Origin of the sequence: Microtetraspora niveoalba, from assembly GCF_001570405.1 — a bacterium.
In the GTDB taxonomy this organism is placed as follows: domain Bacteria; phylum Actinomycetota; class Actinomycetes; order Streptosporangiales; family Streptosporangiaceae; genus Microtetraspora; species Microtetraspora niveoalba.
In genome coordinates, this window is sequence record NZ_BBYM01000004.1 from 213,787 (window position 1) to 239,745 (window position 25,959).

24 protein-coding genes are annotated in these 25,959 nt (G+C 69.6%); 10 read left to right on the plus strand and 14 right to left on the minus strand.

Features of this window, described 5'->3' with window-relative positions:
* Nucleotides 1-57 precede the first annotated feature (57 nt).
* Together AWQ70_RS03945 and AWQ70_RS03950 are read right to left on the minus strand one after the other, a co-directional pair.
* Nucleotides 58-831 (minus strand): MerR family transcriptional regulator, encoded by a 774-nt coding sequence (locus AWQ70_RS03945; RefSeq protein WP_067170315.1) that lies wholly within the window; start codon nucleotides 829-831, stop codon nucleotides 58-60.
* Nucleotides 828-1,631 carry an alpha/beta fold hydrolase gene (locus AWQ70_RS03950; RefSeq protein ID WP_067170319.1) on the minus strand — a complete coding sequence of 268 codons (804 nt, stop codon included), beginning with the start codon at nucleotides 1,629-1,631 and terminating at the stop codon, nucleotides 828-830. Before AWQ70_RS03950 ends, AWQ70_RS03945 begins: the two co-directional genes overlap by 4 nt.
* Nucleotides 1,632-2,188: 557 nt before the next feature.
* Between AWQ70_RS03950 and AWQ70_RS03960 the strand changes: the two genes are divergently transcribed.
* Entirely contained in the window at nucleotides 2,189-3,196 is a 1,008-nt protein-coding gene (locus AWQ70_RS03960; protein WP_067170325.1) for an RNA polymerase subunit sigma-70, read from the plus strand.
* 198 nt (nucleotides 3,197-3,394) lie between these two features.
* Here the strand turns inward: AWQ70_RS03960 and AWQ70_RS03965 are convergent, their stop codons facing one another.
* The 5 genes from AWQ70_RS03965 to AWQ70_RS03985 all read right to left on the minus strand — a co-directional run bounded on the left by AWQ70_RS03965 (nucleotide 3,395) and on the right by AWQ70_RS03985 (nucleotide 9,757).
* Nucleotides 3,395-3,979, minus strand: coding sequence for a dihydrofolate reductase family protein (locus AWQ70_RS03965; RefSeq protein WP_067170699.1), 585 nt, complete (start codon nucleotides 3,977-3,979; stop codon nucleotides 3,395-3,397).
* 309 nt (nucleotides 3,980-4,288) lie between these two features.
* Nucleotides 4,289-5,470 carry a coiled-coil domain-containing protein gene (locus AWQ70_RS03970; RefSeq protein ID WP_245646717.1) on the minus strand — a complete coding sequence of 394 codons (1,182 nt, stop codon included), beginning with the start codon at nucleotides 5,468-5,470 and terminating at the stop codon, nucleotides 4,289-4,291.
* Between the two features lie 602 nt (nucleotides 5,471-6,072).
* Complete coding sequence (locus tag AWQ70_RS03975; RefSeq protein WP_067170703.1) at nucleotides 6,073-6,834, minus strand: metallophosphoesterase family protein; 762 nt, start codon at nucleotides 6,832-6,834, stop codon at nucleotides 6,073-6,075.
* A gap of 833 nt (nucleotides 6,835-7,667) precedes the next feature.
* A complete protein-coding gene (locus tag AWQ70_RS03980) occupies nucleotides 7,668-8,498 on the minus strand; it encodes an MBL fold metallo-hydrolase (RefSeq protein WP_067170332.1) in 831 nt (276 codons plus the stop codon).
* A gap of 572 nt (nucleotides 8,499-9,070) precedes the next feature.
* On the minus strand, nucleotides 9,071-9,757 hold the full coding sequence (locus tag AWQ70_RS03985) for a TetR/AcrR family transcriptional regulator (protein WP_067170335.1): 687 nt from the start codon (nucleotides 9,755-9,757) through the stop codon (nucleotides 9,071-9,073).
* Nucleotides 9,758-9,810: 53 nt separating this feature from the next.
* Between AWQ70_RS03985 and AWQ70_RS03990 the strand changes: the two genes are divergently transcribed.
* Both AWQ70_RS03990 and AWQ70_RS03995 read left to right on the plus strand, forming a co-directional pair.
* On the plus strand, nucleotides 9,811-10,983 hold the full coding sequence (locus AWQ70_RS03990; protein WP_067170338.1) for an FAD-dependent oxidoreductase: 1,173 nt from the start codon (nucleotides 9,811-9,813) through the stop codon (nucleotides 10,981-10,983).
* 460 nt (nucleotides 10,984-11,443) lie between these two features.
* On the plus strand, nucleotides 11,444-12,475 hold the full coding sequence (locus AWQ70_RS03995) for a pentapeptide repeat-containing protein (protein WP_067170341.1): 1,032 nt from the start codon (nucleotides 11,444-11,446) through the stop codon (nucleotides 12,473-12,475).
* 275 nt (nucleotides 12,476-12,750) lie between these two features.
* Here the strand turns inward: AWQ70_RS03995 and AWQ70_RS04000 are convergent, their stop codons facing one another.
* Complete coding sequence (locus tag AWQ70_RS04000) at nucleotides 12,751-13,488, minus strand: VOC family protein (RefSeq protein ID WP_067170345.1); 738 nt, start codon at nucleotides 13,486-13,488, stop codon at nucleotides 12,751-12,753.
* A 478-nt stretch (nucleotides 13,489-13,966) separates the two neighbouring features.
* Here AWQ70_RS04000 and AWQ70_RS04005 point away from each other — a divergent pair, with 478 nt between their 5' ends.
* Nucleotides 13,967-15,079 (plus strand): ABC transporter substrate-binding protein, encoded by a 1,113-nt coding sequence (locus AWQ70_RS04005; protein WP_067170348.1) that lies wholly within the window; start codon nucleotides 13,967-13,969, stop codon nucleotides 15,077-15,079.
* A gap of 284 nt (nucleotides 15,080-15,363) precedes the next feature.
* Here AWQ70_RS04005 and AWQ70_RS04010 read toward each other — a convergent pair whose 3' ends face one another.
* Nucleotides 15,364-15,831, minus strand: a complete 468-nt coding sequence (locus AWQ70_RS04010; RefSeq protein ID WP_067170352.1) for a MarR family winged helix-turn-helix transcriptional regulator — start codon at nucleotides 15,829-15,831, stop codon at nucleotides 15,364-15,366.
* 85 nt (nucleotides 15,832-15,916) lie between these two features.
* On the opposite strand from AWQ70_RS04010, the gene AWQ70_RS04015 reads away from it, so the two are divergent.
* The 5 genes from AWQ70_RS04015 to AWQ70_RS04030 all read left to right on the plus strand — a co-directional run bounded on the left by AWQ70_RS04015 (nucleotide 15,917) and on the right by AWQ70_RS04030 (nucleotide 19,693).
* A complete protein-coding gene (locus tag AWQ70_RS04015; RefSeq protein ID WP_067170354.1) occupies nucleotides 15,917-16,789 on the plus strand; it encodes a pirin family protein in 873 nt (290 codons plus the stop codon).
* A gap of 20 nt (nucleotides 16,790-16,809) precedes the next feature.
* Complete coding sequence (locus AWQ70_RS04020; protein WP_067170357.1) at nucleotides 16,810-17,388, plus strand: NADPH-dependent FMN reductase; 579 nt, start codon at nucleotides 16,810-16,812, stop codon at nucleotides 17,386-17,388.
* 503 nt (nucleotides 17,389-17,891) lie between these two features.
* Nucleotides 17,892-18,410: a GNAT family N-acetyltransferase gene (locus tag AWQ70_RS04025; protein ID WP_067170706.1), complete on the plus strand. Its 519-nt coding sequence runs from the start codon at nucleotides 17,892-17,894 to the stop codon at nucleotides 18,408-18,410.
* A 30-nt stretch (nucleotides 18,411-18,440) separates the two neighbouring features.
* Nucleotides 18,441-18,749, plus strand: coding sequence for an amidohydrolase family protein (locus AWQ70_RS37305; RefSeq protein WP_157529871.1), 309 nt, complete (start codon nucleotides 18,441-18,443; stop codon nucleotides 18,747-18,749).
* A 146-nt stretch (nucleotides 18,750-18,895) separates the two neighbouring features.
* The gene (locus tag AWQ70_RS04030) at nucleotides 18,896-19,693 is read left to right on the plus strand and encodes an SDR family NAD(P)-dependent oxidoreductase (protein ID WP_067170360.1); all 798 of its coding nucleotides are present in this window, start codon (nucleotides 18,896-18,898) and stop codon (nucleotides 19,691-19,693) included.
* Nucleotides 19,694-19,748: 55 nt separating this feature from the next.
* Here AWQ70_RS04030 and AWQ70_RS04035 read toward each other — a convergent pair whose 3' ends face one another.
* A complete protein-coding gene (locus tag AWQ70_RS04035; protein ID WP_067170363.1) occupies nucleotides 19,749-20,711 on the minus strand; it encodes an alpha/beta hydrolase in 963 nt (320 codons plus the stop codon).
* Nucleotides 20,712-20,888: 177 nt separating this feature from the next.
* Here AWQ70_RS04035 and AWQ70_RS04040 point away from each other — a divergent pair, with 177 nt between their 5' ends.
* Nucleotides 20,889-21,542 carry a TetR/AcrR family transcriptional regulator gene (locus AWQ70_RS04040; RefSeq protein WP_067170366.1) on the plus strand — a complete coding sequence of 218 codons (654 nt, stop codon included), beginning with the start codon at nucleotides 20,889-20,891 and terminating at the stop codon, nucleotides 21,540-21,542.
* Nucleotides 21,543-21,777: 235 nt separating this feature from the next.
* On the opposite strand, the gene AWQ70_RS04045 is transcribed toward AWQ70_RS04040, so the two are convergent.
* From AWQ70_RS04045 to AWQ70_RS04060, 4 genes are read right to left on the minus strand one after another with little or no spacing between them, the layout of a single operon-like run.
* A complete protein-coding gene (locus AWQ70_RS04045; RefSeq protein ID WP_067170370.1) occupies nucleotides 21,778-22,575 on the minus strand; it encodes an urease accessory protein UreD in 798 nt (265 codons plus the stop codon).
* The gene (gene ureG / locus AWQ70_RS04050) at nucleotides 22,572-23,273 is read right to left on the minus strand and encodes an urease accessory protein UreG (RefSeq protein ID WP_067170373.1); all 702 of its coding nucleotides are present in this window, start codon (nucleotides 23,271-23,273) and stop codon (nucleotides 22,572-22,574) included. Before ureG ends, AWQ70_RS04045 begins: the two co-directional genes overlap by 4 nt.
* A gap of 29 nt (nucleotides 23,274-23,302) precedes the next feature.
* Entirely contained in the window at nucleotides 23,303-23,977 is a 675-nt protein-coding gene (locus AWQ70_RS04055) for an urease accessory protein UreF (protein ID WP_067170376.1), read from the minus strand.
* A gap of 60 nt (nucleotides 23,978-24,037) precedes the next feature.
* Nucleotides 24,038-25,873: an urease subunit alpha gene (locus AWQ70_RS04060; protein WP_281196834.1), complete on the minus strand. Its 1,836-nt coding sequence runs from the start codon at nucleotides 25,871-25,873 to the stop codon at nucleotides 24,038-24,040.
* Nucleotides 25,874-25,959 lie beyond the last annotated feature (86 nt).

A 25,959-nucleotide genomic window follows, 5' to 3' on the forward strand; every position in this document is an offset into this window, starting at 1 on the left:
GACGCCGAGACAGACGAGCCGGGGATACGGCCGCAGGGCTCAGTCAGTCGGGAGCTGCTACACGATGTCGATGCCGGCCGAGCGCATTCTTGCCTCGAACAACGCCCTCAGTCGGATCCAGGCCGGCTTCTGCTCTTCTCCGTGGTGGGCGAGCAGGCTGTACCGAATCGCGCCGTCGGCGCCGGCCCGAAGTCCGGCAGGGATGGGCAGCAGTGCGGGATGGGAGAGGTAGTAGTCGGCCATGGCGGTGGCCAGTTCGTCGACCCGGGGGTCGTCTGGCTCCCACTCTGCGGCACCCCACAGGCGCTTGACCAAGGAGACGTATCGAGGATCGTCGAGGCCGCTCTCGACCCGGGAGACATAGTCATCGAAGCCCTCCGGCACCAGGGCCCTGATCAGCACCAGGCCCTCCCGGGCCATCGTCACGTCGTCCGGCGTGAAGTCGAGGTCGGCGGCCACCCGGTCCAGCTTCGCGAGAACGCTGTCGGGCAGCAGGGCCCGGTCGCCGGCGGCGAGTCGGCGCAGCGTCTCGCGCCGCGCGATCAGATCGTCGATCCGGTCATTGAGGCGCCGTTCGACGTCGACGAGCGCGGCGGCGAACCGGTCAGGATCGGCGTCGAGTATCGCCCCGACCTCGGCCAGCGGTACGCCGGCGGCGGCCAGCGTCCGGATCTGGACCAGTCGCAGCAGGTCGGCCGAGCCGTAACGTCGGTAGCCGGAGTTGTCGCGGCGTGGTTCGTCGATCAGCCCGTGCTTGTGGTAATGCCGCACGGCCTTCACCGTGATGCCGGCGAATGCCGCGGCCTGGCCGATCGTGACGCCGTCCGTCATCTGCTCTGCCGACCTCGTGATCGTGGGGTGCCGGCGAGCTCGCGAACCGCGTCCGCGACGGCACGAAAGTCCTTGCGCAGCATGTTGCCGTGGTTGCTGGCGACCTTCGCGCTCACTTTGATGTCCGGGTTGCGGGCGAGCACCGGGGTGAGGCTGGCGCGCATGCTTTCCATTTCATCACGGTCGCCTCCGAGATTGCCGCCCGTGGCGACCACGTACCGGACCGGGCAGGTCACGCTGTCGAAGACCGGATCGAGGGCGGCGTAGATCTCGTTGAGCTCGATGTTGCTCTGGGCATGCTGCTCGGCGGACATCTTCCCGGCCATGCCCATCGTGGACAGCATGGGCAGCAGCCAGCGCGACCGACGCCACAGCCGCCGGATCCGCTCCTCGGCGTAGGCGAAGTCATACGGGTACGCGCCGTCCACGGACACCACCCCCGCAACGTGGTCCGGGTTCCGGCTGGCCCAGTGCAGCGCGACCGGCGCGCCGTAGGACCAGCCGACCAGAAGCGGCCGGTCCACGCCCCTGGCCGCAAGGACGGTGCCGAGGTCACCGACGTGCGCCTCGAACGAGGCGGCTTCGGCCGAACGCATCGATCGGCCGCGGGCTCGCATGTCGTAGGTGACGTGCCGGTAGCCGCTGCCGAGTTCGGCGATGACGCGCCGCCAGTACCGCTGACTGGCGAACTGGCCATTGAGGTAGACCACGCAAGGGCCGGGCCCGCCGGTGTCGGTCACAGCCAGCGCGGTGTCGTCGATCGGCACCATGCCGGTCCAGGGGGAGCTGAAGTTGGTCACCCACTCAGCGTGCACCCTGACCTAAGGTCAAGGTCAATAACGAGGCCTGCCACGCCACCCGCATCCGAACGGCCAGTGACGATGACCCGACCCCCGACGGCCCGCTAACGCCACTGGGCGTTCGGATGCTGCTCGCCCCCCGACATCGCCCGGCTCTCCCCGCTCAAGCACCGCAACCTGAACGCTCTCGCGGCCCCGGTCACCTTCGATGAGGAGGCCGGCACCTCCAGCCGCCCCCACCCGCTCCAGCGGAACACACCGCCGCCGGCAACGAGGACGCCCCGGCCCCGGAGCTGCCGGGCTTGCCGCCGGCCGGCCGGGATCGGCCGCTGCACTGGGCGATCAGCCAGACCAGCCATATCCGCCCGATCTTCCCCAGTACTACGGGGACCCCACCTCGACATCGAGGGGGTGCCCGACCCGAACACGTCCCCTGGATCGACGCGACCCATCCGGCCTGACGAACGGCCCGGTGTCAGCGGCTTCACCGCTCAGAAATCCTCCGCCAGGTCGTCACTTCTGGTAGCCCCTCGCCACCCGTGGAAGGATTGACGACCATGACCGACGCCAGACTGCTAGGCGACGACGAGGCCGCGTTCATCGCGGCGGCCCGCTCAAATGACGCAGCACAGTTCGCGCTCATCACGGAGCGCTACCGGCGTGAGCTGCAGGTGCACTGCTACCGGATGCTCGCGAACTACGACGACGCCCAGGACATGACGCAGGAGACGTTCCTGCGGGCGTGGAACAAGCAGGAGTCGTTCAAGGGCCACGCTGCGCTGCGGACCTGGCTGTACCGGATCGCGACGAACGCCTGCCTCGACTTCCTGGAGAAGCGCAACGACCGCACACCCGTGCCTGCCGAGCTGTTGGGCGCGGGCTCGGAAGTGCGCTACCTGCAGCCCTACCCGGACCGGATGCTCCCGGAGGACCCGCAGGAATCGGTGGTGGCGCGGGAGACGATCGAGCTGGCGTTCATCGTCGCCGTCCAGCACCTGCCGCCGCGGCAGCGGGCGGTGTTCATCTTGCGCGACCTCCTCGGCTGGCCGGCGTCGAAGGCCGCCAACGCCCTCGAGCTGACCGTCGCGTCGGTGACCAGCGCACTGCAGCGGGCGCGCGTGACGATGCGCGAGCAGCTGCCCGGCCGCCGCCTCGACTGGCGGAGCCCTGCCACGCACGAGCTGTCGGCTGACGAGCGCGGCGTGGTGAAGTCGTATATGGACGCCCATGAGCGCAACGACCTCGACGGGCTGATGGCCCTGCTGCGCGACGACCTGCGCTTCGCGATGCTGCCCGAGCCGGGCACCTTGATCGTCACGGCCAAGGACGCGGTGGACGGCTGGGTCTCCGGTGGGCTCTTCCAGCGCGGCTACGACGACTGGCGCTGCATCGCCACGACGGTCAACCGCATGCCTGCCGCCGTGCTGTACCTTCGCACCCCCGACGATCCGGAATACCGTTTGTTCAACATCGCGGTCCTGCACATCGTCGACGGGAAGGTCGCCGAGCTCACCGGATTCGACGCCACCGACAAACCATGGCTGAGCCTGCCCGCGACGCTGTGATCAGACACGTCCCCATCGTCGACGAGTCCAGCGCACGGGCCGGCGTCACCGTCGTCCTCATCTTCAGCGAGTCGGTCAACAGCTCACTCGGAACGCAAGGAAGGGCCGGGAAAAGGTTCCCTCATCGCCGATGGTCACGGTGAGGACGCCAGGAAGGATCTCGACCTGGCCTTACGAGCCGAGCATTTTGGCCCGTGCTCATCGCCTCGTCTCGTATCGGGTCAGCACCACGCCGCCGGGAAATGTCCGCATCTCGACCAGGTTCAGGTTCACCCAGCTGTCCAGCGCGGTGAAGAACGGCGTGCCGCCGCCCACCAGGACCGGCACGGTGACCAGCACGTACTCGTCGATCAGCCCGGCTCGCATGGCCGCCCCGGCGAGCGTCGCGCCGCCGATGTCCATCGGGCCGCCGTCCTCGGCCCTGAGCCGGGCGATCTCGGCGACCGCGTCGCCGGTGACCAGGCGGGTGTTCCAGTCGACCTTGTCGATCGTCGATGAGAACACCACCTTCGGCATGTCCCGCCAGCGGCGCGCGAACTCGATCTCCGCCGGTGTGGCACCCGGCTGCTTGTCGGCGGTCGGCCAGTGGGAGCTCATCGCCTCCCACAGCTTGCGCCCGTACAGCGCCAGGCCCGTCGCGTCCACCCGGTCGGACCACCACTGGAACAGCTCGGCGCTCGGCGACGAGTCCGGTCCCTCCCCCCCACTCCAGCCGAGGTCGTCGCCGGGCGCGGCGATGTAGCCGTCCAGGGTCACGTTCATGCCGAAGATCAGTTTCCGCATCGTGCCAGCCTCCCGTGAGTCGATCTCACACGTACAGACGGGCGCGGCGCGGAAACCTAATCGGTGTGCGATCTGCGTCCGCAGGTAGTCCTCGCGTTCCGGACTCAGCACGGCGTACTCGGCGGGCTCGAGCACCACCGACCGGATCTCGATTTCACCGCAGGCGGTGGTCCGGGAGTCGATCACCGCTATGACGGCGGCGTCGACGTCGATGAACACGGAACGTCGCCATCAGGCCCATTGGAACGACAACTCGCGACAGTTGAATAGACGAGCCCAGCAGTACCACGGCCGGATGTTCAGGGACGCTCAGTCCCGCGCGTCGCCCTCGGCCACAGGCCCGCCGTCGCCGGTACGCGCCCTTTCATGGCGGTCCACCCGGAGCTCGGCCGCGACCGCGCGCTCGCGAAGCTGGGCCGCCTCCGTCCTCGACGCGTCGAGCTGCGCGCGGAGGTCCTGCAGGCGCGCCCGTTCCAGGGCCAGCTCGGCCTGGAGCCGCTCCCGCTCCGTCTCCGCGGACCGAGCCCGCTCCGTCGCGGCCGCCAGCTCCTCGCGGGCGGCGCGGGCGTCGGCCTGGGCCGTCGCGGTCTCGGCCTGAGCCCGCGCGGTCTCCGCGACGGCGAGCGCGCGGGCCGACTCCGCGGCCTCCGCCCGGTCCCGTTCGGCGTCGGCCCTGGTGACAGCGCGGTCACGCTCCGCCTCCGCCGCCTGGGCCCGGGCGATGGCGGCGGCGCTCGCCTGCTCGGCCTCCCGGTGTGCCCGGCGAGCCATCTCCGCGTCGGCTCCGGCGGCCGCGGCGTCGGCGCGGGCCCGCTCGCTCTCCTGCCGTGCCTGTACGGCGTCGGCCTGGGCCTGCCGCACCTCGGCGGCGGCGCGCTCGGTCTGCTCGGCGAGCTCGTGCAGGGCCCGCTCACGGGCGGTCTCGGCCAGGTCGGCGCGCGTGCGGGCGTCCTCGACCGCCTGCGTCGCCATCCGTTCCGTCGTCGCGGCTTCGCGCAGCGCGGCGAGCGCCTGCTCCCTGGCCGTCTCCGCGTCGGCGAACGCCGTGTCGCGCTCCGCGTGCGCCTCCTCGGTCTGCCGGCGGGCCTCCTCCGCTTCGCGCTTCGCCTCCTCGGTCGCCTCGCGGGCGAGCCGTACCTGCTCGAACGCCTGCTCGCGCTCGGTGCGGGCGATGGCGACGCGGGTGTGCGCCTCAGCCTGCACCGCGCTCAGCCGCGCCTCCACTCCCGCGGGGCTCAGCTCCTCGGACAACACCTGCGCGAGCGGGGCGATCGCGGCGGTCAGCCCCTTCTCCATGCGCTCGTACAGATCCTCGGCGCGGGCGAGCGCGCCCTCGAGTCCCGGTGTCGCGCGGCGCAGCTCCCGCTCGCGCTTCGCCGCCGCCTGGCAGTCGCCCTCGGGGCAGTACTCCCGGGGTCTCCCCCGCCCCGGCCGCTGCTCGATCGGCATGCCGCAGTGCTTGCACGGCGTCGCCGCCGGAGAGGTCGTCACGCCGAGCAACTCTAGCAATTTCTGGATTTCTGGAAACCAAAAAACAGAAAAAGCAGAATCTTGCGCCTCAGGGCAGATCGATCACTTGGGAGATTGTTAATTCTCGCAAGTAACCGCGAGCGCAAGAGTGCGCGCGTCGTTGTTGAGCGTCCTGTTGTTGAGCGCCGGCGCTCTGCCAGCGGAAACGCAGACCTTCGGCAGTGCCGGCGCTGACTCTTTCGACGGGGCCGGGGCTGCGATGAGCGATCGGCGCGGCTACCCGGCCTGCGCCGGTCGCTCCGGCCCCGAGACCCGGCGCGGAAGGCCGGTAACTCAGCTCCAGCCCGGCCGACGGTGACTGCCCGGCGAGCCCGCTGCCCGGCTCATCATCGTCCAGGGCAAGAAGGAGGGCCGGCACCCCTCCCCGGCGACGGCCCTGCCATTGCTCCGTGAGCACACGACGAAACCGTCCCGGCATCGGCGCCCGCCACGGGCTGGCCCTCCCGCTCCCAGGCGCGCACGGCGAGCTGTCCTGCCGCTCGTGATACGGCATCGGGATCGGTAAGCGCCGTTGATCGTGTCGTCGGTGTTCGGCTGCCCCCTGCCGTGGAAGGGGGCGAGTGTCACGGCCTGTGGTCGCGTCCGTCCCGTGGGGCGAAGGCTGCGAGGGCGTCGGCATCGGTCGCCCGAGCGTGCAGGAAGTAGTCGGCCCACTCAGCGATTTCGGGATAGGAGGAGTCCCGGTTAAGCCGCGTGACTGCGGCCTCGATGTCGAAGTTCGTGGTGCGGAGTTCGACGCCCGGGCCCAGGAGGGCCCAGTGCGCTCCGGTTCGTCCGTAGGGCATCCCGATGCTGCCCGGGTTGATCACGAGGCGGCTGTGTGCGAGGCGGACGAACGGCATGTGGGTGTGGCCGCAGACCACGGTGCGGATGTCGCTGTCGAGTGTGTTGAAGACTTCTTTCCAGCGGTCGAGCCGGGAGTCGACCAGGACAACCTCTTCGTCGTCACGGGGGGTGGCATGGCAGAACAGCACCTTTCCCAGACCGCGCACGGACAGGGAGAGTGATCGCGGCAAAGAGCCGAGAAGGTCGAGGTGGTCGTCGCGGAGCTGTCCAGCGGCCCAGGGGGCGATTGGATCGGGAATCGTGTCGCGTTGCCCCCGGCGGTATTCGAGGAGTTCACGGTCGGCGTTGCCACTGATCCAGATGACGCGGTCGCCGAGACTGGTCAGCAGGTCGAGAACCTGGGTTGGTTGCGGGCCGGCGGTGATGTCGCCGGTGAGCACGATACGGTCGGCGGCGCACACGTCTGGTTCGGCGAGTACGGCCTCCAGAGCCGGCAGGACTCCGTGAATGTCGGACAGGACGGCTACTCGGTTCAGCATGGTCACCACTGTGGGGCGAAGACAGCCGAGCAGTGCGAACGTTCGCCTGACGCGTAGCTCAAGGCGGGGGCTGCTTCAGCCCGTTGTTCTGGACCCACGTGAACCCCTACGGCCGGTTCGAGCTGGATATGGACTCCCACCACGACCTCGCCGTTGTGGCGTAAGCCTAGGTGGCCTGACCTGAATCGTCGGTCAGAGCAGCTGCGGTCAAGGTGAGGTGCCGGACCAGGACCTCGGCTGCGGTGTCGGCGCCGCGGGCCAGCGCCGCCTCCTCCAGCCTGCGGTGCTCCTTGGCGCCGTCCCGGTCGGGGTTGCGGTGCGCCGACCAATGGCGGGCCAGTTCACTCGCGGTGCGCGGTTGTCACACCCCTCCAGCAACGTGCGGTGGAAGGCCCTGTGAACACCGCTTCACCATGGTGCCCCGGCTGAAGAAGGCACTGCGGGTGCCTACCCCGGGCACGCCCACGCCGACTTCGCCGCCCTCCAGGTCGTCAGGGAAGTCCCCGGACCCCGCCTCGCTCTCCAGACCGAGCGTCGACCTGATTACAGAGAGCTACATGTCACTTCGTCGTAGCTTCGGGAGAACAAGGCCTGGTCGCCGGGTCCTCGAACAGCAGCATCCCGTCGGTGAGGTGGAACCCCTCCGCGACACCTTCGGTCCGGACCGGGAGGTCGGCCTCGGCGGCGCCGTCAGACCTACCCGGCGGCTGGGGACACGTTCGGGAGCGGGGGCCGGGCAGGTGCGGCCGGTGATCGAGAAGCGGGCCGCGTGGCTGGACCGGTCGCTGTCCCTGGACGAAGCCGCGGAACCGCTGGGCCGGCACCACCGCGAGCTAGCCGGGCGTCCCGTCGCGCTCGCTTCGTCGGGCGAGGTGCTGGAGTTGCCGTTCGTGGACGCCGCGCACCCAATCGCAGGTGGCCGATGGGCCGATCCGCGGGTCGCTGGGAACCTGGGCGTTACGCAGGGCGTGCACGTACGCGCGATCCTGTTCGATCCGTGCATATAACTGATCGGCTCCGCCGATGGACCCGTGGCCGGGGACGAGGACATCGACGTCGTCCGCCGCGCTCTCAAGCAGCCGCAGCGCGGCGAGGTAGCCGTCGATCGGGTCCGCGGTGTCGTTCAAGTCGAGCATCGGAATCAGGACATCGGAAAGCATGTCGCCGGCGATGAGAACGCCGCGCTCCTCGATCAATAGCGCCGCATGGCCCGGGGCATGCGCCTGATGCTCGATGATCCGGACTTGAGGACCATCCCAAGGAATCCGCGCGGTGTCGGCGGGCAAGCCGGTAATGAGGCCGAGCAGGTCCAGCGGTACCTGCTCGACGATGTCCGCCGGTATCAGTTGGGCGGCGATGCGGGCCTTCGCACCCGCGTCCGACAGCCGATCCCGGACAGTGGCCGCGCAGCGGGCCGTGCCGTAGCGAGGTGCCGCGCCGAGCCCGGCGTGCCAGAGCAGGTGATCCCAATGCGGATGCGTCGAGAAACCCGCCACAACGGGCTGGTTCAACTCGCGAAGGTCGTTCGCGAGGCAGGCCATTTCGTGGCCCTGCACCCCGGGGTCGATGAGCAGCACGCCGGCGCGGCCTTGCACGACAACGGCGTTGCTTTGGCAGAACTCGCTCTCGTGGATCAGCACGCCCTCCGCGACCTGCCTCAGCATGGTGGCCCCTTCCACTTGTGATTTGCAACCGCTCGTCGAGACGGTAGTGGCGGGCGGTGGTAAATTGCAAGCAGTATGGGCGAAGCGAAAGAGCCGCGGTCGGAGTGCCCGATCAACGCCGCCATCGAGGTGTTCGGCGATCGCTGGACTCTGATCGTCCTCCGCGACATCGTCCTCGGAGACCCGCCGCTGTTTCCGAGAGCTGCAGGCCAACGCAATCGAGGGGATCGCCTCAAATAGTCTCGCCGACCGACTCAAACGTCTCGTCCCGCAAGGCCGGCCCGACGCTGATCGCCGAAGACGAGCGGCACTTCGCGGCCATCGCGGAGAGTCCTCGAGCGGTCGATCGCCTTGTCCGACCGCCTGGAGGCCGAGCGCAGGGCGCCCGGCGGCCAAGTCGGGACTGCTCACCCATGAGGACACGCGACCCGGCCCGCTTCCACATGGCGGGCACCAGCTCGGGCGTCGTTCTCGCCGGGCAGCAGCGGCCGGTCCTTGACCCGACGGCGCGAGAGCGCGGGTAGGCGGCGCACCGCCTTGAGGATGCGCCTGCCGGGATTTTCCTACGCCGACTACTCACACCCGAGTTTGACGGCCACGGCGTCGAGGACCCAGTCCAGGCCGGTCGCGAAGGAGACCTCGGCGTCCACGTCCGTGCCGTCGTGCACGGCCTTGGCCAGCGCCGGGAAGCGGCCCGTGGCCAGCATCCTGGTCACATGCGGGCCGGAGGCGCGCTGCCAGTCGAGCTTGGACAGGCCCGTGGCGCGCTCGGCTCGCAGGTTCGCGATCTCGCGCCTGATCGCGCCGGTGAAGTAGGCGCCGACGGTCTCCACGGCGCGCATGACGGTGTCGAGGTCGGCGAGGCCGTCGAGGGCGGCCAGCGTGGCCTCGGTCACGGCGAGGGCGTTCGGGCCCAGGGTCGGACGGCCGCCGAGCAGGTCGGCCAGCCATTCGTGACGGAGGGTGGCCTGCCTGGTGCGGTGGGCGCGGATGCGCAGCACCTCCCGCCAGTCGCGGGGCTGCTCCTCGGGGAGGATCTCGGCGTGGACCTCGTCCACCATGAGGTCGAACAGCTCCTCCTTGGTGGAGATGTATCCGTACAGTCGCATCGGGCCGACGTCCAGCCGGGCGGCGACCTTGCGCAACGACACGGCCTCCAGCCCGCCCTCGTCGGCCAGCGCGATGGCGGCGGCGACGATTCGCTCCCGGTCGAGCGGCGCGGGGCGAGTCGGCGGCTCCGGTCGATCCCACACAGTCATGGTTACATCGTACTGTTGCGATACACCGTAATCGATAAATACAGTATATCGCCATGAGACACCGCATCGCGGTAATCGGGGGCGGCCCGGCCGGCCTCACCTTCGCCCGCGTCCTGCGCCGCCACGATCACCCCGTCACCGTCCTCGAACGCGATCCCGCCCCCGACGCCCGTCCCCCGGGCGGCACGCTGGACCTGCATGAAAATCTGGGCCAACTCGCGCTGAGCAAGGCGGGGCTGCTGGCGGAGTTCCAGGCGCTGTCCCGTCCCGAGGGACAGGCCATGCGCATCCTGGACGTGGACGGGACCGTCCTCCGCGACTGGGAACCCCGTCCGGATGACCGGGCCAATCCCGAGATCGACCGCGGGCAACTCCGTGACCTGCTGCTCGGCCCTCTGGACGTTCAGTGGGGGCGGGGCGTGACGGAGGTAGTGCCGGGGACCCGTGATGGCGTGCTGGTCCATTTCGCGGACGGGCGACAGGAGACGTTCGACCTCGTGGTCGGCGCGGACGGCGCCTGGTCCCGGGTCCGCCCGGCGGTCTCGCCCGCGACGCCGCACTACACCGGCGTCACCATGGTCGAGACCTCCCTGGACGACGTCGACATCCGCCACCCCGACCTCGCCCGGCTGATCGGCGACGGTGCCATGGCTGTGTACGGCGTGAACCGCGGCCTCGTCGCCCAGCGCAACAGCGGCGGCCACATCAAGGTGTACGCCCAGTTCCGCGCGCCGCTGGACTGGCACACGAACCTGGACCGGCATATGGGCCTGAACCGGCGCGCGGGCATGGACGCGGGTCTGGACCTGGCCGACGTCGAGGCCGTGCGATCAAGCCTGCTGGCCCTGTTCGACGGCTGGGCCGCTCCCATCCTCGACCTCCTCCGCCACGGCACCGCTTTCGTCCACCGCCCCCTCTACGTCCTGCCCGTGTCCCACACCTGGGCCCACGTCCCCGGGGTGACGCTACTGGGCGACGCCGCCCACCTGATGCCCCCACTGGGGGTGGGCGCGAACCTCGCGATGCTGGAAGGCGCCGAACTCGCCGAGTCCGTCGCCGCCGCCCCCGGCCCTGGCGATCTGGACGAGGCCGTCCGCGCCTTCGAGGAACAGATGTGGGCACGGGCCGGCAGGTGGGCGAAGATCACGACGGCCGGTCTGGAACGCCTCGTGAGCCCGGACCCCGCCGAAGCGCTCGCCCTCTTCGACGAAATCCAGCCATCCTGACTGTCACGCGCGAGAAGCACCACCACCAGCAGCAGCTCGCCACGGCCCAACGGGGCAGCACGGCACCGCCGCGGTTCCTCCGGCAGATCCACCGCCCGCCGTACGAACTCCGCCGCCATCTCCGTGACATCAGTCGGCTCGGGAAGGCGCCCCATCCGCTGACACGGCCTCCAGCCCGCCGATCCCGTGGATGCCGGGACAGCAGCACCGGCATCGACACCGCCCTCGCCTGGCGACGGCGGTTCCAAAAATCGTCCCGAGGCCGAGGCGTGATCGAACGCGAACTTTCTACGTCTTCAAGGCGGCCCGCCCCTGAGGGGAGCGGGCCGCCTTCGCGTTGTGAAAGATCGAGGCCCGCCCGCTACAAGTGGAGCCCTAACCGATGTGCGCTGCCAGCTTTTGGCGGGCTCATTCACACTGCCGACTGATCGAGGATCGAGTTTCAAACGTCTCATAAGGTATGAACGAACCGACCGCACCCCCCGGTGTCCCGCAGATCACTCCGCCGACTCAGGCCGAGCTGAACAAGCTGTCGGTCATGGAGCGTCAGGAACTTCTGGAACGCCGACGCGAGTTCAATGCGGCCGAACGCGAACGCAGTCGACAGCGGTTTCACCAAAGGCTCAACAGCTGGGTTCTCCTCATCGGCGTCGTACTCACTGTAGGGGGCTTCTACGGAACCCTCGTTACCGTCCGCACCGCCCAGGAGGACCTGCGTACATCTCGGGCATCTCAGATCACCGACCAGTACGGCAAGACCCTCGAAGCTCTCGGATCCGAAGACGCCTCCGTCCGTATGGGCGGCCTGTTCCTGTTGAACCGCCTCATGACCGACTCGCCGCGCGATCGTGACGACCTCGACGCCGTTCTGGCCACGTACCTTCGTCAGCACCTCAAGAGGCAGCCCATAGACAAGACCAAGCCCCTTCAGCAGATGCCCGACCTTCTCCCCGATACACAGGCAGCCCTTGCCGTTCTGAGGAAGCGCCCAGGCCCTACACCTGGCTCGCCTCCAATGGACCTTCGCGACATCGTGGCCCAGAAATGTGACCTGTCCGGGGCGGACCTATCCAATGCCATCTTGGACGGTGCAGACCTCGCCGCCTGCAAACTGACCAGAGCGAACCTGTCGGGAGCGTCCCTCGACAAGACGTGGTTGTCTTACGCGGATCTCTCAGGTGCCAACCTCAGCGGTTGCGAAGTACGCCTGGCAAAGACGTTCGATACGAACTTCTCGAACACGAATCTGAGCGGTGCGGACCTGCGCGGCGCCGACTTCAACAACCTCGATTTCAGCAAAGCGAACCTTCGCAAGGCCAAGCTGAATGAGGCGATTCTCTTCGCGACGGATCTGCGCGGCGCCGACTTGACAGACGCCGATCTGGCCGGCGCGGACTTGAAAAACGCGGACCTACGCGGAGTCGTCGGGGTAACCGAGGAGCACGTGCGGGCAGTGGCGAAGACCAACGCGGATACGTTGTTCGGCGACTGACGGCCCATTGACGGGGAGTCAGTGCGGGTATTGTCTCGGCCGGAAACTGGGGGACGAATACTGGAGTGCCCGGCGGAGGCGACGCCCGCCAGGGCGGGGGGTGCGCCGTCATCCTGTTCGCCACTGCCGCACTCCCGGCCGCTCTGGAAATGGCGCGGACTGCAGGTCGGGCAGGCGCGACCCGGTGGGTTGCCGGGAACTCATCGGATGATGTCGTCGAGGCCCGGCCGGTAGCCGTCGCTCCCGTTCGCGGTGAGGGTCGGCAAGGCTCCGCGTCAGCGCGGGGTGAGGACGCAGAACTCGTTGCCCTCCGGGTCGGCGAGGATCGTCCACGGGACGTCGCCCTGACCGAGATCGATGTCGGTGGCGCCGAGAGCCCGCAGCCGGACCACCTCCGCCGCTTGATCGTCACCGGGGTACGGCCGGAGGTCGAGATGGATGCGGTTCTTCACGGTCTTCGCGTCGGGCGTGCGGAGGAACTCGAGATATGGGCCGACGCCCTTGGCGGAGCGCAGCACCGCATGATTGTCGCTCACCTCGTGCAGGGTCCAGTCCATCGCCTGGCCCCAGAACCGGGCCATGGCCCGCGGATCCGCGCAGTCGACCACCACGGCGGCGATCGGCCCGGTGTCCCGGTAGATCGTCCGGGGCTCCAGCACGCAGAACTCGTTGCCCTCCGGGTCGGCGAGGACCGTCCACGGGACGTCGCCCTGGCCCACGTCGGCGGGCGTCGCGCCGAGATCCTTGAGGCGCGTGACCAGGTCCTCCTGATCGGTCACAGAGGTGGTGGCGAGGTCGATGTGCACGCGATTCTTCACCGTCTTGGGTTCCGGGACGGCAATGATGTCGATGCAGACGGCGACGGGGTCGGGATAGACGAAGCCCACGGGTTCGAGGTTGGTCACGCCGGGTTCCTCGGTGGCAACACCCCAGCCGAGCGCCTCCGCCCAGAACCGGCCGAGCGCGGAGTCATCTCGAGCATTCATCGCAATCTGAACAAGCCGCGTCGTCATGCCGCCGATCCTATGCCCGCGCGGATCAAGGAATCGCCCGCATTCGCCGGCCGCAGGCGGGTTCGTCCAGCGACAGCCGGAGCCCCGTTTCAGGCATCCCTGTATCACCGACGCCCCTGCCCGGGAGGAGAGTTTCCGCGACCTCGCCGCCAGCGGGCCGACCCTCGATGAAGCGATCAGCAGCGGCGTGGCCTCCGCCTCCGGCGACCGGCAAGCCCTGCGCCGGCTCGCCGCCTGTTCCGCCTGCCGCTCCCGCTACCCGATCGACGGCTCCGGCCTCCACGTCATGACTTGACGCCTCACAGTTCAGCGAACGAAGAAGCGGTTGCCTGCTGGAGATGGTGGGTGGACGCAATGTCCGGCATGCTCGCCCAGGTGCGCCCGCCACGGCGAGGCGAGACGAACGCGTACGATCGGGCCTTGCCACTCTGCGATCCGGGCATAGTGCAACGAATCGTCACACGGGAGACGCCACCGCATGGATACGCCACCGTCGACACCTGGAGCGGAGCGGCCCGACGGATCATCTGTCCAGATCGGCGCTCTCGTTCCTCTGACCCGGCCCGGCTGGGTCGAGGCGGGCCGACACTTGCTCGCCGGACTCGAGCTGGCCGTTCGCGAAGTCAATGACGCCGGCGGGATCGTCGGAAGACCACTGGAGCTGGTGGTCCGAGACACCGCGGCTGATCCGCAGAGGGCCGCGGCGGCCGTCGACGAACTGGCTCGCCTGGGCGTGGCTGCCTTGGCCGGGGAGTATCACAGCGTCGTCGCCCGCGCCGCTGCCGCCAGGGCCGACGCCCTCGACCTGCCGTTCCTCTGCTCGTCAGCGGTTCTCGACGCGCTCACCGAACAGCCGACGGAATGGGTCGCGCGCCTCGCGCCGGCGCAGTCCCGCGGCTGGCGGATCTACGCGGACTTCCTCCTCAGTGCGGGCCACAGGCGCATCGCCGTAGCGGCTCAGCCGAGTGTCTACTGGGCGTCCGGGGCCCGCATTCTGCGGGACCACCTCGCTCCACGCGGCGGCACCGTCATCGAACTCGACATGCACGCGCTCGCCCCCGCGGCCGTGTGCGACGAACTCGTCGGCAATCGCGCGACAGCCCTCCTTCTTCTGGTCGGCCACCCGGAGCCGGCGGTGTCGATCGTCAAGTCTGTCCGCCGCGACCAGCGCCTCGCCGAGATCATGATCGGTGCTCCGGCCGGGCAACCGGAGTTCGCCGAATGGGCGACGTTGCTGGGCGACGACAGCGCCGCGATCCCGTTCTTGCGCTACCTGCCCGAGCGTCTCAGCCCACTCGGCGCCCGAGTCGAGACGGCCCTCCGCGAGCGGCTGGCCGAAGCGCCCTCCTTCGTCGCCTTCGAGGGCTACGACACGGTCGCCGTCCTCGCCGAGGCGCTGCGTTCTCACGGCACGGATCGGGCGCGCACTGCCGAATCCTGGCCCCGTGTTGCAGTCGAAGGCACCCGCGGGCAGATCCAGTTCTCCCGCACGCCGGGCATCAGCGTTTGGCAGTGGGCTTGGCCGCCGATCCAAGTCGTTGACCGAGATCCGGCGGAACCCGATCGCTTTCGGATCCTTCACGTCGGCTGAGAGAGCACGGAGGTCCGACTGCCCAGTTCTGTGCGAATTTGAGGCTGTCTCTACGTGTTAATACGGGGCTCTCGCTTCGCGGCGGGGCCCCGACCGCATTCTCAGACAGTGGCGCGGCGGCCGGGGGCCGGTCAGGTAGCGAAGCCGTCGCCGACCCACCTGCCTTGCGTCACCTCGGGCCGATCGACCGCCGCGACGGTGGCGTCGCGCCCCACGGCCTGGACAGCGGACGTTCTGCTTCTCCTCCGCGTCCAACTGACGATGGTCGTCACCGGCTCGACGCATCACCCCTCGGCGGGCGGCTGGTGCGCGTACAGGTTGTCGAGGACCTTGGCGGCGATGTCGGCGAACTGCTCGAGCTCGTCAGGTGTCAGACGGTCGATGAACAGGCGCCGGACCTCTTCGGCGTGGCCGGGCACGGCGTTCTTGAGCGCGGCGAGGCCTTCCGCGGTGAGCACGGCGTATATGCCGCGAGAGCCGCACCGTTCCCGGGCGACCAGGCCTCGCCGCTCCATCCGGGTGAGCTGGTGGTGCATCCTGCTTTTCTCCCAGCCCGCGACCTGGCCGAGCTCGTAGGCGCGCATCCGTCTGTCGGGCGCTTCGGACAGCAGAGCGAGCACCGTGTAGTCGGCGTTGGACAGGCCGCTGCTGGCCTGCAGTTGTTGCTCGATGCGTGTTCGCAGCAGCTCCACCATCCGGAAGGACGTCTGCCATGCGCGGAGCTCGCGTTCGGTCAATCCAGGCTGCGCCATGAGGTCACCCTATCAACGAGTTGACATATCTACTCAGCGGCATAGTGTCCAGTAGACACATCAACTCGATGGGGGATACGTATTCATGGACACCGCGCAGCGCACGCTCGTCCGGGTCGAGACGAAGACGCACCTCGGTCCGGACGCGCAGGTAGATGACAAGCACCTGATCATCAGCCCGATACGGCCAGACCTGACCGATCCGTTCCTGGTGCTGAGCGAGGACCGGTTCTCCTCCCCTGGTTTCGAGTGGCACCCGCACCGGGGCCTGGAGACCGTGACCCTGGTCGTCGACGGCGTCCTCGAGCACGGCGACAACATCGGCAACGCGGGCGCGCTGACCGCCGGGGACGTGCAGTGGATGACCGCGGGGCGGGGCATCATCCACCGTGAACTCGCCTTTCGCGACGAGCGGGCCCACACGCTTCAACTCTGGGTCAATCTGCCCGGAAAGCGGAAGCTGACCGGAACCCGCTACCAGGACCTGCTCGCCGCGCAGCGGCCGGTCATCGAGCGGGACGGCGCCCGGATCGACCTGATCGCGGGCGAGGTGGACGGCGTCACCGCGTCGACGATCAACGAATGGCCCGTCTCCGGCGCGATCATCACACTCGAGCCCGGCGGGCGCCTCAGCCACGTCCTGCCCGGCCGCGACCGCGCGTTCCTGTACGTCCTGGACGGCCGCTTCACGATCGCCGGGCGCACCGTCCAGGCGGGCCAGATCGCCTGGTCCGACCCGGTCCCCCACGCGGATGTCTCCTCGATCGTGCTGGAGACGGGCGACGGGGACACGCGCAGCGTGGTGATGGTCTACAGCGGTCAGCCGATCAGGGAACCCGTCGCCATCGGTGGCCCCTTCGTGATGAACACCCGGGCCGAGATCGACCAGGCCTTCCGCGATTTCCGCAGCGGCAAGTTCGGCGACATTCCCCGCCAGGCCCGGCTGAAGTACAGCTGAAAGAAGGGCAAAAGGCTGTCATGACCCGTATCGGCATCATCGTCGGCAGCTCCGGCCCGAACCGCGACAGTGAGCAGGTGGCAGGTTGGGTGCTGGAACACGCCTCGCGTCGCGATGACGCCGCCTTCGAGCTCATCGACCTTCGCGACTTCTCGCTGCCCCATTTCGACGAGCAGTTCCCACCCGCGTTCGGCAAGTACCAGAACGAGCACACCAAGAGGTGGGCGAGCACCATCGCGTCGTTCGACGGCTTCGTCATCGTGACGCCGGAGTACAACCACAGCATTCCCGGCGTACTGAAGAACGCCATCGACTACCTCTATGCCGAGTGGGCCAACAAATCGGTCGGCTTCGTCTCCTACGGCATGGCGGGCGGCGTCCGCGCCGTGGAGCACCTGCGGACGGTCTCCGGCAACCTCCACCTGGCCGAGGTACGCCAGCAGGTCACACTCCATCTGATGACGGAGTTCGAAGATCTCACCGTCTTCAAGCCCGGCGCCTACAACCTCGAAGCACTGGACGCCATGCTCGACCAGGTAGTCGCCTGGAGCGCCGCGCTCACACCCCTGCGAGCCACCCCCGCTGTCAGCGCATCCTGACCAGCCTTACGAAGGAGGACCCACATGTCCAGCCGGAAGACACGCACCATCATTCGTTCGAGACGGCGGAGCGTGCGTTTCCCGCCAACGGCCTGCTCCTCGATGACGGCTCGGGCTCGCCGAGCGCGCACCCCAACTATGGCGAGCACATTCTCAAGGGGTTCGCCCGGGCGTACCGGCCGCAGGACGTGTACATCAATGAGCTGTTCGCGGGACTCTCGCAGCTTGACGCAGGTGTCACCACGGTGCTCGACGAAATGTGACCTCGTGTAATGCCCGGCCCTGCTGGACGGAACTGTAGGCAGGGAGCCCCCGCCGTTAGGGATGGATGAGCTGGTTGAGCACTGGACGGTGCCCAACGACGAGGCCGGCCTGGTCGACGCCAAGCACGAGAAGGGGGTTGACGAGCATGCGAACGAAAAGTCGCGCTAGTGAGCTGGACGGGAGCGGCTTGGCGTGACACTCCGCCTCAAACGGCTCGTCCGTCGCATAGTGTGCCGGGCATGATGATCAACCTGCGCCCGGTCGAAGAGGACGATCTGCCCTTCCTGCGCCGGCTCACCAACGACCCTGAGGGCAGCGGCGAGTTCCAGTGGTACGGCTGGAACAACCCCCATCGCCTCCGGCAGCGCTGGGAGGAGACCGGCATGCTGAGCGACGACGGCGGCGTCCTGATCATCTCGGCCGACGGCGAGCCGGCCGGTTTCGTGTCGTGGCGGAAGCAGATCGCCAACCTGGCCAGCCACTACTGGGAGATCGGCCTGATCGTGGCGCCCGAGTTCCGAGGGAAGGGCTACGGTACCGAGGCGCAGCGGCGGCTCGTGCGCTACCTGTTCGAGCACACGACGGCCAACCGGATCCAGGCGTCCACCGAGATCGAGAACATCGCTGAGCAGCGCGCGCTGGAGAAGGCCGGCTTCACCAGGGAAGGCGTGCTGCGCGGCTGCGGGTTCCGCGCGGGCGCGTGGCGCGACGGCGTACTCTACAGCGTGATCCGCTCCGACCTGCCTAGGCTTGTGTGATCGTCTCCAGGACGTGCTGCGCTAGGCGACATCAACGGCGCCGAGCACCTGGGGTTAGACAATAAGACCGGCACGCTCGCGCCCGGCAAGCAGGCCGGCATCGTCCTTCTCAACGCCACCGCGCTCAACGTGGCCCCGCTCAACAGCGTGCCAGGGGCGGTTGTCTCGCCGATGGACCGCACCAACGTCGAGACCGTGATCGTCGCCGGCAAGGTCCGCAAGTGGCGGGGACGCCTGCTCGGCGCGGACCTCGGCCGTCTCCTTCGCGAACTCGAGTCATCACGCGACCACCTCTTCACGACGGTGGGCATGCGGCAGGACCTGTTCGCATACAGCTGACCGCGAGCTTTCGCCCCTGGTCGGGGTTCGTCGCCCACGGCGGTGGTCGCCGGGCACCGGAAACGGGCGGGAAACTTTCGCCATGGAACGGGCCTTGCCCCCGGCCCTGGCGAGCCCTCGTTCCAGTGCCGGGTAGGGATGAAGCCATGCTGATCGACCTCACTGGCAGGACGGCCTTCGTCAGCGGCTCGACCCAGGGGATCGGTCGCGTGATCGCGGCGCGGCTGGCCGCTGCGGGCGCGGACACCGTGATCAACGGTCGCGAGGCCGAACGCGTCGAGGCGGTGGTCGCGGAACTACGCGCGGAGCAGCCGCCGGGCGCGCGACTCGATGGTGTGGCGGCCGACGTGTCCACACCGGAGGGCGCCGACGTGGTCGTCGATCGGCTGCCGTCGGTGGACATCCTCGTCAACAACCTCGGCATCTTCGCTCCGCGACCGGTGCTGGAGGTCGACGACGACACCTGGCAGAGGTTCTGGGACGTGAACGTCATGTCGGCCGTCCGGCTGACCCGCCACTACCTGCCTGGAATGCGCGACCGGGGCTGGGGCCGGGCACTGTTCATGGCCAGCGACTCCGCCCTGGTGATCCCCGAGGAGATGGTCCACTACGGCGTGACGAAGACGGCGCTGCTCAGCGTTTCGCGGGGCTTCGCCAAGGCGATGGCCGGTACGGGTGTGACGGTCAACGCGGTGATCGCCGGACCGACGCACACCGAGGGGGTGGAGGACTTCGTCCGCGCACTCGTCGGTGACGAGCTGCCCTGGGATCGGGCCCAGGCCGAGTTCATGAAGCGGCACCGGCCGGGATCACTGATCCGGCGCCTGATCGAGCCGGACGAGATCGCCGCCATGGTGGTCTACCTCAGCTCGGACCACGCCTCGGCGACCACCGGCGGTGCGCTGCGCGTCGACGGCGGCTACGTCGACTACATCGTCCCCTGACCCCGCTACACCGCTGGGCCGTTGGCTCCAAGGGGTGGGATGCATCGTTCCTCCGTCACCCTGCCAGGGCCGCGCGGAGGAATTCGAGGATCTCCGCCCGGGCGGCCTCGGCCTGGGGCTCCACACCGGGCATGGTGAGGAACGCGTGCCTCGCCCCGGGGTACTCGGTCATCCGCGCGGATGTCCCGGCCGCGCGTAGTCGCTCGGCGTAACGGCGGCCGTGATCGGCCACCGCGTCCCGGGTCGGCACCACCACGAGCGCCGGGGCCAGCCCGCCCAGGTTCTCGGCGTGCAGCGGCGAGAGCGGGCGGGCGTCGGTTCCCGGCGGAACCGCGAGCCGCTGGAACAGCCGCAGTAGCGCCATCTCCTGGGGCCGGCTGTACCCGTACTCGGCGAACGAGGCGTGGTCGAACATCGCCTCGGTCACATCGACGGCGGGGTTGACCAGCACCTGCGCCTTGAGCCTCAGGTCGGCCGCCCTTGCCCGTATGGCAGCCAGCGCGCTGATCAGCGCACCGCAGCTCTCGCCGAGAACGGCCGTACGCCCGGGGTCGATGCCCCACTGCGCGGCGTGCCGCACCACGTGCCGGAGCACGTCCCAGCCGTCGTCGGCGGCCGCCGACAGCGGGGTCGCCGCATCGAGGAGGCGGTGCTCGACCGATACGACGACGGCGGGCAGCCGGGCGGCGAGGTGGCTGTTGGTCCAGTCGCACTGCACCGCCGTGCCCACGAAGCTGCCTCCGTGCACGTGGAGCAGGAGCGGCAGCTCGGCCGGAGCGGCCTCCCCGGCGTGGTTCCCGGCGGCCGGCCGGTACACCCGGACCGGGAGGTCGCGGTCGGGCAGCGTCACCTCCTGCCAGTCGATCGCGGCGCCCGGATCGGGATCCCCGGTGATCGCCCGCGCCGCGCTGGAGGCCCGGAAGCGGTTCTCCGCGTCGCGGTAGGCGATCAGTTCCTCGGCCGTTATCGCCGACCAGTCCGGCTCCGGCGGTCGCGTCACAGCGGTGGGCTCGCTCATGTCTTCTTCTCCCCTCCCCGGCCGGGTGCCGGGTGTGTCGTGGTGGTCACGCATGTCGGGCATCGCGCAGCTCGTGCAGTCTCCCGAAAGCATGCGTCCTTATTATGCACGCAGTGCGTGCATAAGCAAGTGCATAGGTTAGGCTGAGGCACGACGAGGAGCAGCGAGAGGGGCGAGATGGCAGGCCGAAGGCGTTGGTCGACCGAGGAGATCCTGGACGCGGCGGCGGAGTTGCTGCGCACGAGCGACGCCGAGTCGTTCAGCGTTCGCAAGCTCGCCGCAGCGCTCGGGACCGACTCCTCCAGCCTCTACCGGCACTTCCGCAACAAGACCGAGCTGCTGCGCGCGGTCGCCGACCGCATCCTCGTGGCCGGCATGGACGGCTACCGCCCCGAGGGCGACTGGAAGCAGCGCATCACCGCCCTGGCCCTGCGCCTGAGAGAGGCCTTCGGCGAGCAACCCCAACTCGCCGCGATCTGGGGACGCTACGCATCAGGCGGCGCCGGCTCCCGGCTGGTCATGGAGGAGTTGCTCCAGGCATTGCGCGCATCGGGCCTGCCCGACGCGGAGATCCCGGCGCGCTACCACCGGACCGCGATCCTCATCGCGGCGCTGATCTCCTCCGAAGCCGGGCTCGGCGCCATCACCCCAACGGAGTACGAACAGGGCATGGAGCAGTTCCGCGTCGCGGTCCTGGGCGCCGACCCCGAACACTTCCCCGCACTGGCCCACTTCGCCCGCGACATCCGCCCCCTCGGGGCCGACCGCCGCGCCGCGTTCGAGGAGATCCTCGCCGCCCAACTCGCCCACATCGAAGCTCAGATCCCCTGACCTGCCCTCACACGGTCGGCCGCCGCCGGGGGGCCGGGCTCGCTCCACCGGCGACGGTCAGGCCTCGCCGAGGTCGGTGCAGTCTGTGATCGTCGCATCGACCGCCGCCACCGCGTGGCGCCCCTCCGCCTGCCGGACACGATGGCCTGGCCGGTGTCGGCGGTCTGAAGCGCCTCGCGCGTTTCGGCGTGGCTTGCGGCTTTCCGTTGGGCGGCGGCGATGCCGCAGATGGAGCTCACGGGAGGGGGCGCGCCGCGTTCAGGAGGCGGTGCAGGTGCAGGGTGTCCGAGGCCAGGGCGGTGATCAGGACGGCGGGGCCGGCCAGCGGGGTCAGCACGGCCTGGCCGGCTGCCGGATCGTCGCCGAACAGGCTGGCGTGGGGCGGCTGCTGATCCAGGGCGGGGTCGACGATGAGGATCTGGCCGATGGCGCGGTGGCCGGCCGCAATGGCGGGGCCGTCCCAGCCGGGAGCGCCGGGGCCGTACATCGTGTGCTGGTCCAGCAGGGGGCGTCCGTCGCGGTGGACGGTGAGGCGGGTGGCCAGCCGTCCGGGCGGCTCGCCGACGCGGCCGAGCACGACCTGTTCGCGTAGCAGGAGCCGGGCGGTCGGGGCGAGGTCGATGGTGCAGGTCTGGCGTAGGTTGCTGCGGGCGGCGGAGATGAGCGGCTGGGGCAGCCACTGCAGGCTGGCGTGCTCGGCCGCGGTCAGGTGCACGTCGTAGGTGGCGTGCTCGTCGGTGGGACCGCGCAGGGCGATGGTTGCGGCGGCGGTGGTGATGTGCAGGTGGGCGCCGTGGTCGACGGTGGCCTCGATGCGCAGCCGGTCGCCGCCGAGCGGGGCGCTCATGGCGCCGAGGATGCACACGCGTGCCTGGTCGCCATGCGGGCGGGCGCGGCGCAGGTCGAAGGGGCCGTCACCGGCGAGCGTGGGCAGGGCGGTGGCGCCTCCCGCGCGGGTGGCGCGGATGCGGGCGGTGGCGCGCACGCCGAGTGCGGGCTGGGCCGGCGCGGGCGGGGAGGGCGAAGGGGTCATGCGGCGTGTGCGGTCCAGTCGGCGAGCCGGGCGCGGATCCAGTCGGCCACGGGGATGATGCCGCCTGGGGTTTTGACCGCGGTCAGCACGGTGGGCAAACGGTCGCGCTGGGCTTCGGCGTCGCGGGCCATGGCCTGCAGGTCGGCGCCGACGTGGGGGGCCAGATCGGTCTTGTTGATGACGAGCAGGTCGGAGGTGGTGACGCCGGGGCCGCCCTTGCGGGGGATGTCATCGCCGCCGGCGACGTCGATGACGAAGATCTGGGCGTCGACGAGGCCTTTGGAGAAGGTGGCGGTGAGGTTGTCGCCGCCTGATTCGATGAGGATCAGGTCGAGGGTGCCGAGGTGGTCCTCCAGGTCCTCGACGGCTTCGAGGTTGGCGGAGATGTCGTCGCGGATGGCGGTGTGCGGGCAGGCGCCGGTCTGCACCGCGGTGATGCGTTCGGCGGGCAGGACGGCCTCGCGCAGCAGGAACTCGGCGTCCTCGCGGGTGTAGATGTCGTTGGTCACGACGGCGATGGACAGTTCCTCGCGCAGTGTGCGGCACAGGGCGGCGACGGTGGCGGTCTTGCCGGAGCCGACCGGTCCGCCCAGGCCGATGCGCAGGGCGCGGTGACGGCCGCCGGGACGCTCGCCGGATGAGCCGCCGGAGCCGTGGGGGTGGCCGTCGGGGAAGGTGTCGCTGTGCTGGAGGTGCATGGCTGCTCCCGAAAGGGGTGCGGTCGTGGTCAGGAGGCGAACAGGCGGGCCGCGCGGGTGGCGTGCTGTTCGGCGGCGATGTCGAGCAACGGCGCCGAGCCGGCCGGCAGCGCGGCGGGCCCGTCGGCATGGATACGCTGCGCGGCCTCGGCCGCGGCGGCCGCCACGTGGTCGAGGTCGGCGGCCAGGCGGGCCAGGACGGCGGTGGCGTCGAAGGGGTCCAACCTGAGCAGGCGGACGGTCGCGGTGACCGGGCCGCCGATGCTCTCGTACGCCGCCGCGTAGGCGGCGTCCAGCGGCATCAGCCCCGCACAGCGGGCGGCCAGGCCGAGCACCACGGGCTGGTGCGCGCCTCGCGGCCGGGCCGCGGCCAGGGCCTCCAACTCGGCGCAGGGCCAGGCGGAACGGGCGGCGCGCAGCAACTGCCGGCCGAGCCTTCGGGAGGTGTGCCGCAGGGCGGGGCTGGCGGTGCGGGCATCGGCCGCCTCCTCCAGCAGCAGCGGCTCATATCCGGCGGCGGCCGCGGCCGCCAGCCCGGCCGCGACCAGGCCACTGGTGTGCAGCCGGCCGCGGCAGAACTCCTCCAGGCCGGCCACGTCCCGCACGCGCCCCGCCGTGACGGCCTCCTCGGCCCCGCCGGAGTGGGCGTGCCCTCCGGCGGGGAACCGGCCGTCGGCAAGGACGAGCAGGGCGGCACGGTTCATCGTGCATCATGTCCTTTCCCGCGGACCCTGCGCGCGGCAGGTCGTTCCCGGGGGTGGTGGTCAGAACAGGAAGTAGCGCTGCGCCATGGGCAGAGTGTCGGCGAACTGGTGGCCGTCGACGAGCTGATCGTCGATCTCCGTCTTGACGTCCTTGGCCTTCGCTCCGCCGATCTCCACCTCGAAGGTGTCGGGATCGATGCGGATGTCGGGGCAGGCGTCGTTCTCGCGCATGTCGGCCTTGAACACCTTGCGGGTGTCGCGGATGGCCCGGAACTGCTTGCGCACAGTGAGCCGTTCGGCCAGGCCGGCCGTGATGGCGTGCTCGGTGACGAAGTTGACCGAGTTGGCGGCGGGCGCCCGGCCGGTCGCGCCCCACACCGGCCTGGGCAGGACCGGCTGCGGGGTGGTGATGGAGGCGTTGGCGTCGCCCACCTGCGCGTAGGCGATCTGGCCGCCCTTGATCACGCGGTGGGGCTTGACGCCGAAGAACTTCGGCTCCCACAGCACCAGGTCGGCCAGCTTGCCCACCTCGACGGAGCCCACCTCGTGATCGATGCCGTGCGCGATGGCCGGATTGATGGTGTATTTGGCGATGTAGCGGCGGGCGCGATGGTTGTCGGCCCCACCCTCGCCGGCCTGGTCGCCCTCCAGCGGGCCGCGCCGGGCCTTCATCACGTGCGCGGTCTGCCACGTCCGTATGATCATCTCACCGATGCGGCCCATCGCCTGGGCGTCCGACGACATGATCGAGATGGCGCCGAGGTCGTGCAGAACATCCTCCGCGGCCATCGTGGAGGGCCGGATCCGCGACTCGGCGAAGGCCAGGTCCTCGGCCACCAGCGGATTGAGGTGATGGCAGACCATCACCATGTCGATGTGCTCCTTGACCGTGTTGACGGTGAAGGGCCGGGTGGGGTTGGTGGAGGCGGGGAGCACGTTCGGCAGGCCCGCCATGGTGATCATGTCGGGGGCGTGGCCCCCGCCGGCGCCCTCGACGTGGAAGATGTGAATCGGGTGCTCGCCGATGGCCTCGATGGTGTCGGCGACCGCGCCCGCCTCGTTCAGCGAGTCGGCGTGCAAGGCCAGCTGGACGCCGGTCGCCCGGCACACCTCCAGGCACCGGCGCAGCACTGCCGGTGTGGCCCCCCAGTCCTCGTGGATCTTGAACCCGAGCACCCCCGCCTCCACCTGGTTGTACAGGGACTCGGTGGACATGGTGCTGCCCTTGCCGAGCAGCCCGACGTTGACCGGGAAGGCGTCCAGCGCCTCGAACAGCCGGGCGATGTGCCAGGAGCCGGGCGTGACGGTGGTGGCGGTGCTGCCCTCGGCGGGGCCCGTGCCGCCGCCGATCAGGGTGGTGACCCCGGCGGCGAGCGCCTCATGCACCTGCTCGGGGCAGATGAAGTGCACGTGGGTGTCGATGCCGCCGGCGGTCAAGATCTTGCCGTTGCCGGCGATGACCTCGGTCTCCGGGCCGATCAGGAAGTCGGTCGCCCGCTCGTGCCCGTCGTGCAGCCGGTCCATGGTCTCGTCGTTGTAGGCCTTGCCGAGCGCGACGATCCGGCCGTCGCGCACGGCCACATCCGCCTTGACCACACCCCAATGGTCCAGGATGACGGCGCCGGTGATGACCGTGTCGGGCGGCTGCGGAGCGCCGAACCTCGCCGAGTCTCGCGGCGCGCAGGACTGCCCCATCGACTCGCGGATCACCTTGCCGCCGCCGAAGATGACCTCGTTGCCACTGCGTCCCGGCCCACCCGACCAGTCCTCGCTGACCTCGATCCGCAGGTTGGTGTCGGCCAGCCGGATGCGGTCCCCGGTCGTCGGACCGTACCGGTCGGCGTACTGGACGCGGGTCAGGGGCTGCTCGATCGGCAGGATCTCCGGACCTGGCACATCATCCTGCGACGATGCTCCTGCCACGGGCTCGGCGAGCGGGTCGATCGCCGACGACGCGGCGGTGTCCGCCGATGCGTCTGCCA

Coding starts and splice junctions, on each gene's coding strand:
- AWQ70_RS03945 (WP_067170315.1), bottom strand. CDS start 831: ATGACGGACGGCGTCACGATCGGCCAGGCCGCGGCATTCGCCGGCATC.
- AWQ70_RS03960 (WP_067170325.1), top strand. CDS start 2,189: ATGACCGACGCCAGACTGCTAGGCGACGACGAGGCCGCGTTCATCGCG.
- AWQ70_RS03965 (WP_067170699.1), bottom strand. CDS start 3,979: ATGCGGAAACTGATCTTCGGCATGAACGTGACCCTGGACGGCTACATC.
- AWQ70_RS03975 (WP_067170703.1), bottom strand. CDS start 6,834: ATGCTGAACCGAGTAGCCGTCCTGTCCGACATTCACGGAGTCCTGCCG.
- AWQ70_RS03980 (WP_067170332.1), bottom strand. CDS start 8,498: ATGCTGAGGCAGGTCGCGGAGGGCGTGCTGATCCACGAGAGCGAGTTC.
- AWQ70_RS03985 (WP_067170335.1), bottom strand. CDS start 9,757: ATGACTGTGTGGGATCGACCGGAGCCGCCGACTCGCCCCGCGCCGCTC.
- AWQ70_RS03990 (WP_067170338.1), top strand. CDS start 9,811: ATGAGACACCGCATCGCGGTAATCGGGGGCGGCCCGGCCGGCCTCACC.
- AWQ70_RS03995 (WP_067170341.1), top strand. CDS start 11,444: ATGAACGAACCGACCGCACCCCCCGGTGTCCCGCAGATCACTCCGCCG.
- AWQ70_RS04000 (WP_067170345.1), bottom strand. CDS start 13,488: ATGACGACGCGGCTTGTTCAGATTGCGATGAATGCTCGAGATGACTCC.
- AWQ70_RS04005 (WP_067170348.1), top strand. CDS start 13,967: ATGGATACGCCACCGTCGACACCTGGAGCGGAGCGGCCCGACGGATCA.
- AWQ70_RS04010 (WP_067170352.1), bottom strand. CDS start 15,831: ATGGCGCAGCCTGGATTGACCGAACGCGAGCTCCGCGCATGGCAGACG.
- AWQ70_RS04015 (WP_067170354.1), top strand. CDS start 15,917: ATGGACACCGCGCAGCGCACGCTCGTCCGGGTCGAGACGAAGACGCAC.
- AWQ70_RS04020 (WP_067170357.1), top strand. CDS start 16,810: ATGACCCGTATCGGCATCATCGTCGGCAGCTCCGGCCCGAACCGCGAC.
- AWQ70_RS04025 (WP_067170706.1), top strand. CDS start 17,892: ATGATGATCAACCTGCGCCCGGTCGAAGAGGACGATCTGCCCTTCCTG.
- AWQ70_RS04030 (WP_067170360.1), top strand. CDS start 18,896: ATGCTGATCGACCTCACTGGCAGGACGGCCTTCGTCAGCGGCTCGACC.
- AWQ70_RS04035 (WP_067170363.1), bottom strand. CDS start 20,711: ATGAGCGAGCCCACCGCTGTGACGCGACCGCCGGAGCCGGACTGGTCG.
- AWQ70_RS04040 (WP_067170366.1), top strand. CDS start 20,889: ATGGCAGGCCGAAGGCGTTGGTCGACCGAGGAGATCCTGGACGCGGCG.
- AWQ70_RS04045 (WP_067170370.1), bottom strand. CDS start 22,575: ATGACCCCTTCGCCCTCCCCGCCCGCGCCGGCCCAGCCCGCACTCGGC.
- ureG (WP_067170373.1), bottom strand. CDS start 23,273: ATGCACCTCCAGCACAGCGACACCTTCCCCGACGGCCACCCCCACGGC.
- AWQ70_RS04055 (WP_067170376.1), bottom strand. CDS start 23,977: ATGAACCGTGCCGCCCTGCTCGTCCTTGCCGACGGCCGGTTCCCCGCC.